Raw genomic sequence first — 15,269 nt, forward strand, 5'->3', positions numbered from 1 at the left:
ACGGGAGGCAGCAACCTCCCCCGGGGGCTTAGTGACCACCGATTGGGTGGATTTTGGGGCACGGAACCGGCCCCCGCGGAAACTCGACCACGCGCCTCGCTTTTGCCGGGGGCCGTCCGCGAGCTTAAAGCGGCAGAAGCAAGCTGCACCACAAACCGGAGCTGGCCCGCAACGCGTTCGAGGAAGGGCTGCGTTATGATTCGCCGGTGCAGACGTTCTTTCGCACCACCTCGCGCGATGTCGAGATCGGCGGCGGCGTGATCCCCGCACACCGCAAGGTGCTGCTGTTCATGGCCTCCGCCAATCGCGACCCCGCGCGCTGGGACAGACCAGACCGCTTCGACGTCGAACGGCTCGCGACCGGGCATGTCGGTTTCGGCGCCGGCATCCACGCCTGCGTCGGCCAGATGATCGCACGTCTGGAGGGCGAATTGATCTTCAGCGAGCTCACAAGGCGTGTGAAGACCATCGAGCTCACGGCAGAGCCGAGGCGCAGACTCAATAATTCCCTGCGTGGGCTTGAGAGTATGCCCGTGCGGGTGACGGCCGCCTAGAACGGATTGACGTAATTGGTGATCGCAATCTGGCGCAGCAGCACCTTGCGGATGGTATGCGCCAGCTTAACGTGTTCGGTATAAATCGCCGCATCGCCGGTGGCTGCCGGCCGGCAGCGCTGCGCAGTCGCTTCGTCGAGCGGTCCAGAGCGTGCCGTCATTGTCGAAAGTCGCGATGCGCTGCTCGACGGGACAAGTCGCCGCCGCCTTGCGTCATCACGCGCGTGACGAAATCGGTAATGGACCTTTTTGACCGCGCCGTCGTTCCAGGACGGCAGCGGATCAGACTGGGCGAGCGCGAGAGGGGCCGCAGCGACAACCAGCCACACCACGAACAAGGCATGCCGGACGGAGCAATGCAAACATCAAATCGCCCTGTCGAGTCGAGGCCACGCAAAACGAAGTCATCCGGTCCGCCCGTGGGCGAACCGGATTCGATGCAGCGTCGCTTATTTGATCCCGCGCTGCTGAAGCTGCTGCTCGATGATCTGATTCACGCCCGAGCGGATCTTGTCGATGCTCTGCGCCCGTTGACCGGCCTTCGCCCTGTTGTCCTTGATGTCGTCGAGTTGCTCCTCGAGAATCGTTGCCGGCACGAAACTCGGCGGGAACGAGCGTGGCGGAAACTCCTTGAACGTCATTACAAAGGCCCCGACGTCGTCCATGGCACCATAGACCTGCCCGACGTGGTTCAACTGCCAGTCCCAGAAGGTGTTGGACGTGATATCGGCGCGTTCGAATGGATCCTGCAACAGATTGAAAATCTTCTGCAGGCGCAGTTTGGTGAACGGTTCCGCCCACACCTGCATCGTGCCGGGAGATCGCTGTTCGGCGTAGACGTACTTGTAGTCGCCCTTGCGCAGCGCCACCAGCAGGCCGTCGTCGTCCGCATAGAAGAACTTGTCGCGCGCGCTCTTGGTCCCGTTGTTGTTTCCGGCGGTACCGCTGACACCGCGCAGGAAAGCGGTCTGGTCGAACCCGTCGAGGTGCACTTTGTAATTGACGCCGTTGGCGGTGTAACCGGCCTTGAGTTTGTTGACGATATCGGGCTCGCCGGCGGCCGCGCAAAGCGTGGGAATCCAGTCGTTGTGGCTCATCAACTCGTTGGTAACCGTGGCGGGCTTGATCACGCCGGGCCAGCGGACGAGACATGGCACCCGGAAGGCACCCTCCCAATTGGTGTTCTTCTCCGAACGGAACCAGGTCATGGCACCGTCCGGCCACGAGTTCATGTGGGGCCCGTTGTCGCTCGAATAGACGACGATGGTGTCGTTTGCGAGCCCCATGTCGTCCAGCGCCTTGAGCAAGCTACCCACGGTGTCGTCGTGCTCCAGCATGCCGTCGATGTACTCGCTGTCGCCGTGGGTGTAGCGGCCTCGATGATCGGTGCGCACATGCGTGCGAAGATGCATGCGCGTTGCATTGAACCAGCAGAAAAACGGCTTGCCTGCCGTTTTCTGCCGATTGATGAAATCGATCGCCGCGGCCGAGGTTTCGTCGTCGATCGTTTCCATGCGCTTCTTGGTGAGCGCTCCGGTATCTTCGATGGTCTGCTTGCCGATCTTGCCGAAGCGCGGATCGACGGTGGGATCGTCGCGGTCGGTCGCCTTGCATTTTAGAACGCCCCGCGGGCCAAACTTGGCAAGGTAGGACGGTTCCTTCGGATAGTCCGGCAGTTCCGGCTCTTCCTCGGCGTTGAGATGGTAGAGATTGCCGAAAAACTCGTCGAAGCCGTTCACGGTCGGCAGCGACTCGTTGCGATCGCCGACGTGGTTCTTGCCGAACTGCCCGGTTACATAGCCGAGGTTCTTCAAGAGCCCGCCGATCGAGGGATCGAGCTGGCTCATGCCCATCGGGGCACCGGGAAAGCCGACCTTGGTCAGCCCGCTGCGGATGCCATGCTGGCCGGTCAGAAAGGCGGCGCGACCCGCCGTGCATGACTGCTCGCCATAGTAATGGAGAAACTTGATCCCCTCACGGCCGATACGATCGATGCTCGGCGTCTCGTAGCCCATCAGGCCATTCGAATAGGCGCTGATGTTCGCGACACCGACATCGTCGCCCCAGATCACCAGAATATTGGGTTTGCGGCCGGACGCCGGCGCAGCAGGCGCCGGTGCCGGAGCGGTCGCGGCCGGCGCGGCTTTCTGGGCTTGCGCCAAGGCACTGGAAGTCAGCGCCGCCGCTGCCACCAAGGTGGATGTTCCCAGCAGGATATTACGACGATTGACGGCACGGCTGCCGGTATCGTCGGTGACGCCTTCGCTATGGTTTTTATTCTTATCTTCGCTGGACATTTCAACTCTCCGCTGGTTGCACGACGGCAAAATCAACAGGTAGGTGAGTTCCTGACGACGCACCTGAACCCGAGGTGGCTGGTGGAGGTATCGATCGCCTCGGCATGCCGCGCGGCCGGGCGATAACGGCGGCAATAGTTTGGCGCGCACAGATGCGAACCGCCCTTGATCACCTTGCGCGGAATTTTGATATTCGGTTGGTTATGGTCGAAGCTCGTCTCTTCGCGACCGCCGCGCGGGTTTTCCGGAATACAACACGACTTCGGCGCGTCGGCCTCGTGCTCCGGAGAATACCAATCGGCCGTCCATTAGAATACCAATCGGCCGTCCATTCCCAGACGTTGCCGATCATGTCGTGGACACCGTAACCGTTCGACGGAAAAGCCGTCACCGGCGAGGTGCGCTCGTAGCCGTCGGCGTTGAGGTTCTGTCCGGGAAATTCACCCTGCCAAGTGTTGGCCATATGTGCGCCGCCGGGCAGAAATTCGTCACCCCAGGCAAACTCGGCGCCGTCGAGGCCGCCGCGTGCGCAAAATTCCCATTCGGCCTCGGTCGGCAGATCCTTGCCCGCCCATTGCGCGTAGGCGAGCGCGTCGGAGAACGACACATGCACGACCGGATGGTGATCGAGCACATTGATGTTGCTCTTCGGCCCATAGGGGTGGCGCCAGTCGGCGCCTTTCATGAAATCCCACCACTGGCTCCAGTCGCGCAAACTAGCCACACGTGGCGGCGGCGAGAACACCAGCGAGCCGGCGTAGAGCATGTGCGGCAGCCCGCCGGGATAATCCTTCGGGTCGGGTGGGAATCTCGGCAAACGTCCGGTGGCCAGTCGTCCTGATGAATTCCTTGAATTGGAGGTTCGTCACCGGTGTGCGGTCGATCCAGAAGCCATCCACCGTCACGCGGTGGACCGGCGCCTCTTCGGGATAGTGATGGTTCGATCCCATACGGAACGTGCCGCCGGGAATCCGAACCATCTCATTGGTCCGGCTATCCTGCAACGGTCGTTCGTTCAGCCCGATCTCGGTACGCAGCAACGTCATGGCACCGGCTCCAGACGATGGTCCGCTACCGGCAGTAATCCCAGAAGCCCTGCGTGCGCGATGGGTCCGTGTAGTACCAGCACATGCCAGGAGCGGGAGCAGCGCCCGCCCAAGCAGCGGCCGTAGCGGCGGTAACAAAGCCGATCGCAGCGCCGGCAGCGATGGCTCCGCCCCTGGGCCAATAGTACCGACCGGGCCGTGCCCAGCGTACGCCGCCACCGGCATAGCCCGGACGCACTACGGCGCCCCGGCGCACCACGGGTGCGGCTTGCCACGCCGCCGCGCGGCCCTACGACGGTGGTCCGGCGCACCGCGCCGCCACCGCGACGCACAACGACGTCGATGACAGAACTCTCCTGCTTGATCTGGTATCCCAGCACACCGGCTGGGCCGGCATTGATGGCGGAGGCCGTCGGCCCGGTGACCGCAAGGACCGTCAGGCCAAGAGCGATTGCTACGCTCGAACGGCGGATTACCGTTATTTTTACAAGATTTCTTATGACCGATCGCATTTCAGACGCCCTTCCATAATTCAGTCTTAAGTTGAATCACTGCGCGAATTGGTCGGTATCCTTTCCCAACTTCTTTTGGATTGCCATAGGTTTTCAGCGTAACAGAAGTCCGCGCGCATGTGATGTACGATTTGTGCCATTTTTTAGCACTCGCTCTAAAATTGAGACGCTGTTGTCGCGTCGGAATGTCGCATAGAAATAACCGGACTCCGATTTGCGATCATGCATTGCGCCTTGGGGAATCGAGGTAGGCAAATGCGACATCGTGTTACCGCCGCACTTGCGGTCGGCGCGCTGCTTTGCCTGAACGATGCACCGGCCAACGCGGCCGAAGGCGGCATCGGCGCCTACCTGATGGGATCGCGCTCGAACGGGCGCCGGCATCACGCCGCTGGGTGACACCGGCGAAAATTCTCGGCGGCGATCTCGGGTTTTCGGTGACCTCGTCGGTAGGCGAACCGCGTGTCAACGCCGACCTGCTGGTCAATTCACCGCGCTTCGGCCCGATCGGCGTCAACGTGACCGATGCGAATACCAACCTCAGCGACTTCTTCGTGCAATCCTTCGTCGGATGGCAGGCGGGCAATCTACACCGCTGGGACCTGTCCGCGACGGCGGGATTTACCTTCAACCAGACCAACACCGCCACCGACTACAAGACCGGTGACGACTTCCATCTGGAGTGGGCAGTAACCAAATATCTCAGCAAGCAATTCACCATCGGCCGGGCCGCGGTCCTTCTCGTTCAAGGGACGTGTGGTCGCGCTCGGCGGCGCCATTGGCTACACGTTTGAGATCGGCCAGCTGCCGGTCTCGACGCGGCTCAAGGTCTTTCGCGAGTTCGACGCCGTCAACCATCTGGAGGGAACGGCGGGCTTTCTTCACGGTGTCGTTGCCGCTCGCCATCGATGCCTCGGTTTCATCTGCCACCACGGGGAAAGCCATCAAGGCAAGGTTCTGAGGTCGGACAGAACCGATGGGGCACAGTTCACACCGATACAAGTTCGGAGCCTCGAAAGCTTCGAACAGCTCAAGAACGCGGTCCGCGGCTCTCAGAGAAACATCGTGCAAATCGACCGCGGACGCATGCGCGGTCAACTCACCCACACCCGCACGCGACGAGCATCACGGCAGGTACGAAGGAGGCGCGTCGTTTGCGGTCATCTCGTTTTCGTCGGGCCGGTGGCCTTTCTTCAGCGTAGACGATTGTGTGACGTTCGCTCCGGATCCAAAACAGCGATCCAGCTAGTTCCTGGCCGGAGCCATTGCCGCCGCCGACCGTGCCGGCCTGGGCCTGCCGGGCTCGGCAACCGGAGCAGGTGCGCGCGAGTGCATGATTGCGGCGTCGATCTCGGCAATCACGCGGCGCTGGATCGCCTCGTTCTTGTCGATCGAGATGTGGCCGACGCCGGACCCGCGGACGTCGACATTGTCGAGCTTGCCGCGGAAACCGTCCGCGCGCTTCACCGGTTCGCCGGGGCCGTCGCCGATGTAGATGTTGATGTAACGCTCCGCGCCGGTCGAGAGCTTGGTCTTGAACACGGAGTCGAGCCCGATCGCGAGCTTCACGGGAACGCCAAGACGGTTGAGCTTGGCGATCATGTCCGGCAGCGCGGTCGCGCCGGAGGAGTGCCCGACCAGCACGATGGTCTTGAGCCGCCCCGCCTTGTAGGCGATGGCGGCTTCATCCGCGAGCGAGGACCAGGACACAAAGTTCGAGACGGTCACCGGGATGCCCTGCGCCTGGAGCCGGGCGCCGATCGTGTCCAGACCGAGCGAGAAGATGTTGAGCACGCCGCGGAGCAGGTAGACATGCGTGGTCGCGGCCGCGGACTGGCTCGGAGCCGCGTGGGCGGTGGTCGGGCTCATGGCAACAGCTGACAGCAGGAGCAGGCTCATCGCCCACACACGGAGAGCGGACAACTGGCTGGTGCCGGCGGTGTGAAGGCCGTTCGGTCTCATCGATCTTTTCCCTGGGAATACGCTTCGCGATTGGCCGGAATCGTAGCCATGGCCTGCTCGCAGACGCAACAAAGAGCCGCGTGAACGACGATCTTAGCAGCAAGCCGTGACGATCGCGCAACACTTGCCCGAAACCTGCCACGGAAGGGCCTGCTTTGAGACCATTTTTCTCTCGGCAATTGCAGCCGGGCAAGGGCATTCCTATCTCAGGGCTCCGCTGACCCGCCCTTCCCGGCTGGTTCCAGCCTCCCCTCCCCAGCATTCAGCCCCTCAGACTTGCGGCCATCATGTCCTCCATCATTTCCGTCGCCAATTTGTCGAAGACCTATGGGTCCGGCTTCAAGGCGCTCAACAACGTCAATCTCGACATCAAGCCCGGCGAAATCTTCGCGTTGCTCGGCCCCAACGGCGCCGGCAAGACCACGCTGATCTCGATCATCTGCGGCATCGCCAATCCGAGCGAAGGCAAGGTTCTGGTCGGCGGCGAGAACATCCAGACCTCCTACCGCAAGGCGCGCTCGCTGATCGGGCTGGTACCGCAGGAATTGCACACCGACGCCTTCGAGAGCGTGTGGGCGACCGTGAGCTTCTCCCGCGGGCTGTTCGGCAAGCCGAAGAATCCTGCGCACATCGAGAAGGTTCTGAAAGACCTCTCGCTGTGGGACAAGAAGGACAGCAAGATCATCACGCTCTCCGGCGGCATGAAGCGCCGCGTGATGATCGCGAAAGCGCTGTCGCACGAGCCGCAGATCCTGTTCCTGGACGAGCCCACCGCCGGCGTCGACGTCGAGCTGCGCAAGGGCATGTGGGAAGTGGTGCGCACGCTTCAGCAATCCGGCGTCACCATCATCCTGACCACGCATTACATCGAGGAAGCCGAGGAGATGGCTGACCGCATCGGCGTCATCAACAAGGGTGAGATCGTGCTGGTCGAGGACAAGGCCACCTTGATGCAGAAGCTCGGCAAGAAGCGGCTGACGCTGCATCTGCAAGGCAAGCTCGATGCGCTGCCAGAGAGCCTTGGCCATTACGAGCTCGACCTCTGCGACGGCGGCGCGACGCTGGTCTACGACTACGACACCAAGGGCGAGCGTACCGGCATCACCAGCCTGCTCGGCGACCTCCGCACCGCCGGCATCCGCTTCAACGATCTCGACACGACCCAATCGTCGCTCGAGGACATCTTCGTCGACCTCGTGAGGGCGTCATGAACTACCGGGCCGTCCGCGCCATCTATCTGTTCGAAATGGCGCGCACCTGGCGCACGCTGCTGCAAAGCATCGTCTCGCCGGTGGTCTCGACCTCGCTGTATTTCGTGGTGTTCGGCGCCGCGATCGGCTCGCGCATCAGCCAGGTCGAGGGCGTCAGCTACGGCACCTTCATCGTGCCGGGCCTGATCATGCTCTCGGTGCTGACGCAGAGCATCGCCAACGCCTCGTTCGGCATCTACTTCCCGAAATTCACCGGCACGATCTACGAGATCCTGTCGGCGCCGATCTCCTATTTCGAGATCGTGCTCGGCTATGTCGGCGCGGCCGCGACCAAGTCGATCATCCTCGGCCTGATCATCCTCGCCACGGCCGGCCTGTTCGTGCCGCTGCACATCCATCATCCGGTCTGGATGCTGGCATTCCTGGTGCTGACGGCGGTAACGTTCAGCCTGTTCGGTTTCATCATCGGCATCTGGGCCGACGGCTTCGAAAAGCTGCAGATGATCCCGATGCTGGTGGTGACGCCGCTGACGTTCCTCGGCGGCAGCTTCTATTCCATCGACATGCTGCCGCCCGCCTGGCACACGGTGGCGCTGCTCAATCCGGTCGTCTATCTGATTTCCGGCTTCCGCTGGAGCTTTTACGAGATCGCCGATGTCAGCGTGTCCGTCAGCGTCGGCATGACGACGGCGTTCCTGATGATCTGCCTGGTTCTGATCTGGTGGATTTTCCGGACGGGGTATCGGTTGAAGAATTGACCCTGGCCGTCATTCCGGGGCGCGCGCGCCCCGGAATCGCCAGCGGCTACCGATAGCAGTGGAAGCGGTGGTACCCGTCGTAATAGCCGCGGCAGCGTCGATGGCCGCGATGTGGAATGCCGAACACACCCTCGACCGCGCCAACGGCACCGCCGACACCGGCGCCGACGACGCCTCCGACTGCACCGCCCACCGGGCCGGCAATACGATTGCCTTCATAGGAGCCTTCCTGGGCGCCGCGCACGATACCCTGGGCGTGGCCAGCTTGCGGCAGCGACAATAGCGCGAGGAGGATGGCGGCGGCTGCGAGCAGCAGGCGGAGGGGCAGACCCGCCGGCAATGACGCGGCGGCGATGCGGGCTTTGTTCATCTTCGATCCCAAGGAAAATATAAAGGGTAACGGCGGCGGGCGCCGCCTGTCGAGCGTGGCCACAGTCAACGCACCGAGCGGCCAAATGGTTGCGCCATTGTGACGAATTGTCGGCGTTGTGAACGCATCCCCGCTCGCGAAAATGTCAGCACCGCCGCTGGCTTTGCGGCACAAAGCGGCCTTGCTTACGCCGGGCGTCCCGTTAACGATGGGCGAGGCAGGCCGCTGGAACGAAAGCCGGATTGCAGGCATAGTGCACGCCGGGGACGGAGAGCCGCGGCGTCTAGCGTGAACAGGCCGGAGGCCAGAAGTCAGATGCGTTCGTTTTTTATTGTTTTCACCTCGCTGATGCTTTTGACCGCGGGCAGCGCGCAAGCCAAGGTCGAGATCACCATCGACAAGGACAATCAGCAGATGACCGTCGCCGTCGACGGCGTCGCCCGCTACCACTGGCCGGTGTCGACAGGCATCCCCTCGCGCGAGACGCCAAACGGCGCGTTCCGCACCTTCCGCATGGAAGAGGATCACTACTCCAAGGAATTCGACGACGCGCCGATGCCGCACGCGATCTTCTTCACCAAGGTCGGGCATGCCATCCACGGCACGGACTCGGTCGGCCGGCTCGGCTCGCCCGCCTCCCACGGCTGCGTACGGCTGTCGCGCCAGAATGCCACGACGCTCTACGCGCTGGTGCAGCAGCAGGGCGTGCTCAACACCACGGTGACGCTGACAGGATCGGCGCAGGTGGCGCTCGCGCGCAATCCGCGCGGCCGCAACCCCACAGCGGTGGCCCGCGCGCCGCAACCGGCCGAAGAGCAGTACGCCACATCAGGCGATCCCGTGAACCTGACGCCGCCGGCCGCACCCGCCCGCCGCTACATGCCGCAGGACGAGAATTACATCTATCCCGCCGACGGCAGCGACAACGGCGCGCGCTATCCCGCGCCGCGCGCGACGAGCCGCCCGCTCTATGACGCGCAGGTCTATCAGCAACAGCCGCAGCAATACTACAATCAGGGCAACGGCCAGCAGGGCAACTACTACCAGCCGCAGCCCCGGCAGGTTTATCAGCCGCGCGGCTATTACTACCAGAACTGACGCTATCTGAACGCCGCGTTGCCGCGCTCGACGATTTTTCGCGCAGCTTGGACGAAGGCACGGGCGACCGGCTCGAGGAGCTCGGGCCCGGTCGCGGCGAAATCGTCCGACGGCGTGTGGAAAGTCCGATGGCGGCCGGCCATGCCGAGCAAATTGGCGTAGCCCGCCGCATGCACATCGCGCAGTTCGCCGACCGCCTGCTTCTCCGTCACCAGCCGTTTTGCATCGACCTTGGCGAAGGCTTCGTCAGTCAGCGCGACGGCGGATTTGCTCAGCACGAGATAACGCTCCTCCTCAGGCCGATCGGTGCGGGCGCCCTCCGCGAAGGCGTAGCAGGCGTTCGATGAGCCGAAGTGAATCCACGCCAGTGTTTCCTTCGGCGCCGGCGCTCCGTTCTTCAGGAACAGCTCCATGCCGCCATGGCCGATCTCATGGCCGGCGGTCGCGATGAAGACGACATGCGCCGGCCATTTTTCGGCAGCGACCGTGCGCGCCAGCGCAAGGAAGTTGGAAATGCCGGGGCCACGTTCGCACACGCAGCCAAGCACGACGGGCTGGGATCTGACCTCGAATCCGGCGGCCTTGAGCTCAGCGGCGATCCACTCGCCGGTGGCGCGATCGCCGGGCGAACCGAACCGGTGCAGACCGAAGGACGCATAACGCGTCACGTCTTCATAGAGGCTCGCACCCGAAAGCACATCCTTGGCTGCCGCCTGCCCGGCCATAAGAACCGCCATGATCGCGATGAACATATGCCGCATCTGGGTTGCTCCCGGTGCCGATCATTTTTCTTGGCGGCCAGTTTCGGCCCTCCGCGGCCGTCGTCAACCGCCCTCGCCGAATCAAATCACTGCCGCGCTGGATGGACGCAGGCAGGATCCGACAGGAACCGCGGGGACAGAAGCGCCTCGCAATCGGGCCCAAGCGCGGAAATCGCGCCAGCCTGTGCACGCACGGATTGAGCACTCGGACGACGCAGGAAAGCAACAGTCCCCAACCTTCAACGCTGCGGCGTTCCGGCCAAATTGACAACCAGAAGGTCGCCCGTATTGTCATTCTGATTGTTTCTGGGACATGACATGACACGCGAGCAGATTTCGGATTTCTGCGTTACCGCCCTGGCGAATATCCTGCGAATTTCGAGGGACCGAGTTGACATCGGCACGAAATTCAATCGTCTCGGCCTCGATTCGGCGATGTTGGTCTACCTGATGATGGAACTCGAGGAGAAGCTCGACCTCGAACTGTCGACGGACGACTTTTACGACCATCCGACCGTTGAGGCCTTGTCGCGATTTCTCGCTGACAAGCGTGCAATCCGCCCCGCCGCCTGAGGGCGGCTGAAGCCGGCGCAATCCACATGGAAACCTTCCGCTCGCTGGTGGCACTGCTGGCCCGGCGTGCGGCGGAGCAGGCCGACGACCGTGCCTATGTCTTCGTCTCCGATCGCGGGACGGAGGAAGCTGTGCTCACCTTCCGCCAGCTGCATGACTCCGCATCCACGCTTGCGTCGCGCCTGACCGCGGCCGCACGGCCCGGCGACCGCGCCATCCTGGTGTTTCCGCCGGGCATCGAATTCATGGTGGCGTTCTTCGGCTGCCTGATGGCCGGCATCATCGCCGTGCCGATGATGATGCCGCGGCGAAACAGCGCGCGCGATGCCAGCGCCGCCATCCTCGCCAATTGCACGCCGGCGCTGGCCCTGACCAATTCGGCCATCGCGCTCCGTGGTGAACTGAGAGCACGCTTCGCGCAGGAGAACATTCGCTGGATCGAGGTCGATCTCGCCGTGGCCGACGGTGAGACATTCGAACTTCCCGAGCCGGCGCCTGACGACACCGCCTTCCTGCAATATACCTCCGGCTCTACCTCCGAGCCCAAAGGCGTGATGGTGAGCCATGCCAATCTGCTCGCCAATCTCGAGATGATCCGGATCGCGCTCGGCAACACCCGGCAATCGACTTACGTCAATTGGGTGCCGCTCTATCACGACATGGGGCTGATCCTGAACGCGCTGCAAGCACTCTATGTCGGCGCGACCTGCGTGCTGATGGCGCCGAACGCGTTCATGCAGCGGCCGCTCGGCTGGCTGCGCGCGATCTCGCACTATCGCGCGGAAGTCGCGTGCAGCCCGAATTTCGGCTTCGACCTCTGCGTCAGCCGCTTCCGCGCCGATCAGATGGAGGGCATCGACCTGTCCTCGCTCAGGATCGCGCTGAACGGCGCAGAGCCGGTGCATGCGGAAACCATCGAACGGTTCATCCAGACATTTGCGCCGCACGGATTCGATCCGCGCGCGATGTATCCCGCCTACGGCATGGCGGAAGCGACGCTCCTGATTTCCGGCGGACACCGCGGCGGCGGTCATGTCACACGCAGCGTGAGCCGCACGGCGCTTCAGGCGCACGCGGCGGAGACGCCTTCCGATGCGGAAGACACGCAAGTCGCCGTCGGCTGCGGGCGCGCACTCACCGGCGAGCGGATCGCCATCGTGAACGCGGACGACCGCACACGCCTGCCCGCCGACCGCGTCGGTGAGATATGGGTGAATGGCGCCAATATTGCCCGCGCCTATTGGCGCAACGGCGAGGCGACGCGCGAGGGGCTCAATGCGCAGATTGCCGGCGAAGGCGGGCCGTGGCTGCGCACAGGCGACCTCGGCTTCGTCGACGTCACAGGCGAACTGTTCGTCACGGGTCGGATCAAGGACCTCATCATCATCCGCGGCATCAACCATTATCCGCAGGACGTCGAGCGCACCGTGCAATCGCTCGACGGAGCTTTGCGCGAAAACTGCGGCGCGGCGTTCTCGGTGCAGGACGAGAGCGGCGAAGAGACGCTCGTCATCGTTCCAGGAGATCGAGCGCACCGCGCGCCACTCGATCGACACCGACGCGATCAAGGGCCTGATCCGCGAGGCTGTCGCCGACCACCACGAGCTCTCCGCGCGCCACATCGCGCTGATCCGTCCCGGCGCGCTGCCGAAGACCACCAGCGGCAAGATCCAGCGCAAGCTGGCGCGCAGGCTCTGGTTCGACGGTGGCTTCGAGGGGATCGGCTGAGCCGGCTCAGAAATCGATCTTCGCACCCTCCCCGTCGCGCAGGCTCGCTGCGATTCCCTGCTCGAGCTTGCGCGCGAGGATCGCGCGGTAGTGGATGAAGTCGGCAAAATTGGAGCGGTCGCGCGTGAGATCGTTATCGACGCGATAGCTGATGAAATTGCTGCGCGGCCGGCCCGCGACCACCTGTTTCAGCGCGGCGTCGCAGGCGCTGCGCTCCAGGGCGATTTCCGTACCGGGCTTCGGCACCGTGGTTGCGAGGGTCGGCGGCACGATGATCACGACGGGCACATCGGCCGGCAATGTCCTGACGGTATCTGCCAGCACAGCGATCTCGGGAAATGTCGCCCGCATCCCGGCGGACAAGGACGGCGCCGGATCCCTGGGCCAGCCGACTTCCTTGAATTGGCCCGGCGGCCAGATGTCCTCGTAGCTGACAAAGCCGTCGGGGTTCATCCGTGGTCGCCGGCCCAGCCCGATACTGATCCGCTGAAAAGCCTGCTCGATCGCCTGCCAGGAGATCAGACGTGCAGCGTAAGTGACGACGCTTCTGTCATAGAGCCAGTCGGGAAACGGGACGCCGCCGACCTCCTTCGCCCGCGCATGCTCGCACCAGCCGGGGTCGGCCACGATCACCAGTGCGCCGACCTCCCGGTGATTGCGGAGGAAGAAGTCCAGCACCGCAAGCTCCTGGCGGGGAAAAGCACCGGTCATGTAGAGCTGCACGAACCGCAGGCCGGTCGCACGCGACAATTCCGTCGGCTCGATCATCTGCGCTGTCGAATTGCCCAGGATGGCAGCATTGAAATCCGGATTCCTGGCGCGGCTCGCGGCCGTGATCTGGGTGAGCCGATTGTCGACGCCGTCAATGCCGAGCAGGCCGAGCTTGCCGCTGTCATAGGGATCGACCGCCACCATCAGTGCGAGCACCAGCAGCGCAGCGCCGATCAGCGTGCCCAGGCACGCGAGCAGGCTCCGGCCCCAGCCGGGGTCGGTCTCAGAACTTGAAGTAGACGAAGTCATGGAGATCCCGACCACCCATGTGGAGCAGCAATGCGAATAGCCCAAGACCGAGCAGACCCGCGAGCCACGGATTGGGACGGCGCGTGAGCACCGCCACGATGTCCTGGCTCGCCGGCAGCAGGAAGGCGAAGAGCGGCGCCGCGATCAGCGGCCACAAATGCTTTCCGTGCTCGAGCGGCAGCGGCGAAACCAGTCCGGCAAACACATGCCAGGCCGCTTCCACCGATCCCGCACGGAAGATCGCGCCGGTCGCGAGCACGAACAGCACGGTAAGCGCCCAGCCGAGCCATGACGGCAAATCCGGGCCATAGCGGCGCCACAGCGTGCAGGCGACCAGTGCAAGCCCGTGCAGCACGCCCCACAGCACGAAGTTCCAACTCGCGCCGTGCCACAGGCCGCACAGCGCCATCGTGATCATCATCGCGGCGAAAAACTGGACGGGAAGCCAGCGCCGCGGCAGCAGGCGCAGATTGACCAGCGGATAGAACACGTAGTCGCGCAGGAACAGCATCAGGGTGATGTGCCAGCGCTGCCAGAAATCCTGGATGTTGGTCGAGCGCAGCGGTGCATTGAAATTGTACGGCAGCTGCACGCCGAACAGCAGGCCAAGGCCGATCGCGATGTCGGAATAGCCGGAGAAATCGAACAGGATCTGGAAGGAGAAGCAGAAGGCGAGCCAGGCATCGCCGCTCGGGAGCGGCCCGTTCGCTGCCTGGGTGTAGATGGGATCGAGCAGATGCGCGATGCCGTCGGCGATCACGACTTTCTCGAACAGGCCGATCGCAATGAAGCAGGTCGCGACGCAGAACTGGCGCTGCCAGCCCGGCACGTAGACCTGCCTGCCGAACTGATGCATCACCTCCGACCAGCGCGCCAGGGGGCCGGCGATCGCCTGCGGGAAGAAGGCGATGTAGAGCGCGTAGCGGTCGAGCGCATAGAGCGGCGCCCTGCCGCGCTTCAGATCGACCAGATACATGATGTGGTGGAAGGTGAAGAAGGAGATGCCGAGCGGCAGCCCGATGTCGAGCGCCGGCAGCGTCGTACCGAGCACGAGGCCGAGATTGGCGAGAAGGAAGTTGGCGTATTTGAACAGCGCCAGCACCGCGAGATCGAGCACGATCACGAGCGTCAGCAGCGTCGGCCACTTCACGCGCCCATAGGCGATCGAGGCAAGCCAATTGATCGCGATCGAGCCGATCAGGAGCAGGATGAAGGACGGGCTGCCCCAGGCATAGAAGGCGAGCGACAGCGCGACCTGCACGCCGATGCTCGCAAATGCGGATAGGGATCGGCCAGGCGGTAGATCAGCAGCGCCGCCGGCAGGAAGACCAAGAGAAAGGGATAGTCGTTGAACAGCATCGGTTCAAAGCTGAGCCATC

At 63.4% G+C, this 15,269-nt stretch carries 14 protein-coding genes and 2 pseudogenes; 8 read left to right on the forward strand and 8 right to left on the reverse strand.

Annotation, left to right across the window (positions count from 1 at the left end; all coding sequences use genetic code 11):
• Positions 1-140: 140 nt before the first annotated feature.
• Positions 141-554: pseudogene (locus tag ACVWYI_RS31345) on the forward strand (cytochrome P450); the annotation flags it as partial.
• Here the strand turns inward: ACVWYI_RS31345 and ACVWYI_RS31350 are convergent.
• The 3 genes and pseudogenes from ACVWYI_RS31350 to ACVWYI_RS31360 all read right to left on the reverse strand — a co-directional run bounded on the left by ACVWYI_RS31350 (position 551) and on the right by ACVWYI_RS31360 (position 3,831).
• Complete coding sequence (locus ACVWYI_RS31350; protein WP_456664085.1) at positions 551-892, reverse strand: hypothetical protein; 342 nt, start codon at positions 890-892, stop codon at positions 551-553. The pseudogene ACVWYI_RS31345 and the gene ACVWYI_RS31350 sit on opposite strands and share 4 nt — an antisense overlap.
• Positions 893-1,003: 111 nt before the next feature.
• The gene (locus tag ACVWYI_RS31355; RefSeq protein ID WP_456664086.1) at positions 1,004-2,851 is read right to left on the reverse strand and encodes an arylsulfatase; all 1,848 of its coding nucleotides are present in this window, start codon (positions 2,849-2,851) and stop codon (positions 1,004-1,006) included.
• 32 nt (positions 2,852-2,883) lie between these two features.
• Positions 2,884-3,831: pseudogene (locus ACVWYI_RS31360) on the reverse strand (formylglycine-generating enzyme family protein).
• 833 nt (positions 3,832-4,664) lie between these two features.
• On the opposite strand from ACVWYI_RS31360, the gene ACVWYI_RS31365 reads away from it, so the two are divergent.
• Both ACVWYI_RS31365 and ACVWYI_RS31370 read left to right on the forward strand, forming a co-directional pair.
• A complete protein-coding gene (locus ACVWYI_RS31365) occupies positions 4,665-4,808 on the forward strand; it encodes a hypothetical protein (RefSeq protein ID WP_456664087.1) in 144 nt (47 codons plus the stop codon).
• 38 nt (positions 4,809-4,846) lie between these two features.
• Entirely contained in the window at positions 4,847-5,203 is a 357-nt protein-coding gene (locus ACVWYI_RS31370) for a transporter (protein ID WP_456664088.1), read from the forward strand.
• Between the two features lie 451 nt (positions 5,204-5,654).
• On the opposite strand, the gene ACVWYI_RS31375 is transcribed toward ACVWYI_RS31370, so the two are convergent.
• On the reverse strand, positions 5,655-6,371 hold the full coding sequence (locus tag ACVWYI_RS31375) for a hypothetical protein (protein WP_456664089.1): 717 nt from the start codon (positions 6,369-6,371) through the stop codon (positions 5,655-5,657).
• A gap of 287 nt (positions 6,372-6,658) precedes the next feature.
• Here ACVWYI_RS31375 and ACVWYI_RS31380 point away from each other — a divergent pair, with 287 nt between their 5' ends.
• Complete coding sequence (locus tag ACVWYI_RS31380; protein ID WP_247347679.1) at positions 6,659-7,582, forward strand: ABC transporter ATP-binding protein; 924 nt, start codon at positions 6,659-6,661, stop codon at positions 7,580-7,582.
• Complete coding sequence (locus ACVWYI_RS31385) at positions 7,579-8,340, forward strand: ABC transporter permease (protein WP_247442496.1); 762 nt, start codon at positions 7,579-7,581, stop codon at positions 8,338-8,340. Before ACVWYI_RS31380 ends, ACVWYI_RS31385 begins: the two co-directional genes overlap by 4 nt.
• Positions 8,341-8,386: 46 nt before the next feature.
• Here ACVWYI_RS31385 and ACVWYI_RS31390 read toward each other — a convergent pair whose 3' ends face one another.
• A complete protein-coding gene (locus tag ACVWYI_RS31390; protein ID WP_247347869.1) occupies positions 8,387-8,710 on the reverse strand; it encodes a hypothetical protein in 324 nt (107 codons plus the stop codon).
• A 315-nt stretch (positions 8,711-9,025) separates the two neighbouring features.
• On the opposite strand from ACVWYI_RS31390, the gene ACVWYI_RS31395 reads away from it, so the two are divergent.
• Complete coding sequence (locus ACVWYI_RS31395; protein ID WP_456664090.1) at positions 9,026-9,808, forward strand: L,D-transpeptidase; 783 nt, start codon at positions 9,026-9,028, stop codon at positions 9,806-9,808.
• Positions 9,809-9,810: 2 nt separating this feature from the next.
• On the opposite strand, the gene ACVWYI_RS31400 is transcribed toward ACVWYI_RS31395, so the two are convergent.
• Positions 9,811-10,569 carry a hypothetical protein gene (locus ACVWYI_RS31400; protein WP_456664091.1) on the reverse strand — a complete coding sequence of 253 codons (759 nt, stop codon included), beginning with the start codon at positions 10,567-10,569 and terminating at the stop codon, positions 9,811-9,813.
• Between the two features lie 318 nt (positions 10,570-10,887).
• Between ACVWYI_RS31400 and ACVWYI_RS31405 the strand changes: the two genes are divergently transcribed.
• Positions 10,888-11,142, forward strand: coding sequence for an acyl carrier protein (locus ACVWYI_RS31405; protein WP_247347689.1), 255 nt, complete (start codon positions 10,888-10,890; stop codon positions 11,140-11,142).
• Between the two features lie 26 nt (positions 11,143-11,168).
• Positions 11,169-12,968 (forward strand): fatty acyl-AMP ligase, encoded by a 1,800-nt coding sequence (locus tag ACVWYI_RS31410; protein WP_456664092.1) that lies wholly within the window; start codon positions 11,169-11,171, stop codon positions 12,966-12,968.
• On the opposite strand, the gene ACVWYI_RS31415 is transcribed toward ACVWYI_RS31410, so the two are convergent.
• Both ACVWYI_RS31415 and ACVWYI_RS31420 read right to left on the reverse strand, forming a co-directional pair.
• Positions 12,877-13,890 carry a hypothetical protein gene (locus tag ACVWYI_RS31415; protein WP_247442503.1) on the reverse strand — a complete coding sequence of 338 codons (1,014 nt, stop codon included), beginning with the start codon at positions 13,888-13,890 and terminating at the stop codon, positions 12,877-12,879. The two genes, ACVWYI_RS31410 and ACVWYI_RS31415, sit on opposite strands and share 92 nt — an antisense overlap.
• Positions 13,865-15,151: an MBOAT family O-acyltransferase gene (locus ACVWYI_RS31420; RefSeq protein ID WP_456664093.1), complete on the reverse strand. Its 1,287-nt coding sequence runs from the start codon at positions 15,149-15,151 to the stop codon at positions 13,865-13,867. The genes ACVWYI_RS31415 and ACVWYI_RS31420 overlap by 26 nt, the downstream gene beginning before the upstream one ends.
• Positions 15,152-15,269: the final 118 nt, after the last annotated feature.

The organism is Bradyrhizobium sp. LB13.1 (assembly GCF_054056815.1).

Bases quoted from the DNA above. Each gene is read 5' to 3' on its own strand.
- ACVWYI_RS31355 (WP_456664086.1), bottom strand. From the start codon at position 2,851: ATGTCCAGCGAAGATAAGAATAAAAACCATAGCGAAGGCGTCACCGAC.
- ACVWYI_RS31365 (WP_456664087.1), top strand. From the start codon at position 4,665: ATGCGACATCGTGTTACCGCCGCACTTGCGGTCGGCGCGCTGCTTTGC.
- ACVWYI_RS31375 (WP_456664089.1), bottom strand. From the start codon at position 6,371: ATGAGACCGAACGGCCTTCACACCGCCGGCACCAGCCAGTTGTCCGCT.
- ACVWYI_RS31380 (WP_247347679.1), top strand. From the start codon at position 6,659: ATGTCCTCCATCATTTCCGTCGCCAATTTGTCGAAGACCTATGGGTCC.
- ACVWYI_RS31385 (WP_247442496.1), top strand. From the start codon at position 7,579: ATGAACTACCGGGCCGTCCGCGCCATCTATCTGTTCGAAATGGCGCGC.
- ACVWYI_RS31390 (WP_247347869.1), bottom strand. From the start codon at position 8,710: ATGAACAAAGCCCGCATCGCCGCCGCGTCATTGCCGGCGGGTCTGCCC.
- ACVWYI_RS31395 (WP_456664090.1), top strand. From the start codon at position 9,026: ATGCGTTCGTTTTTTATTGTTTTCACCTCGCTGATGCTTTTGACCGCG.
- ACVWYI_RS31400 (WP_456664091.1), bottom strand. From the start codon at position 10,569: ATGCGGCATATGTTCATCGCGATCATGGCGGTTCTTATGGCCGGGCAG.
- ACVWYI_RS31405 (WP_247347689.1), top strand. From the start codon at position 10,888: ATGACACGCGAGCAGATTTCGGATTTCTGCGTTACCGCCCTGGCGAAT.
- ACVWYI_RS31410 (WP_456664092.1), top strand. From the start codon at position 11,169: ATGGAAACCTTCCGCTCGCTGGTGGCACTGCTGGCCCGGCGTGCGGCG.
- ACVWYI_RS31415 (WP_247442503.1), bottom strand. From the start codon at position 13,890: ATGACTTCGTCTACTTCAAGTTCTGAGACCGACCCCGGCTGGGGCCGG.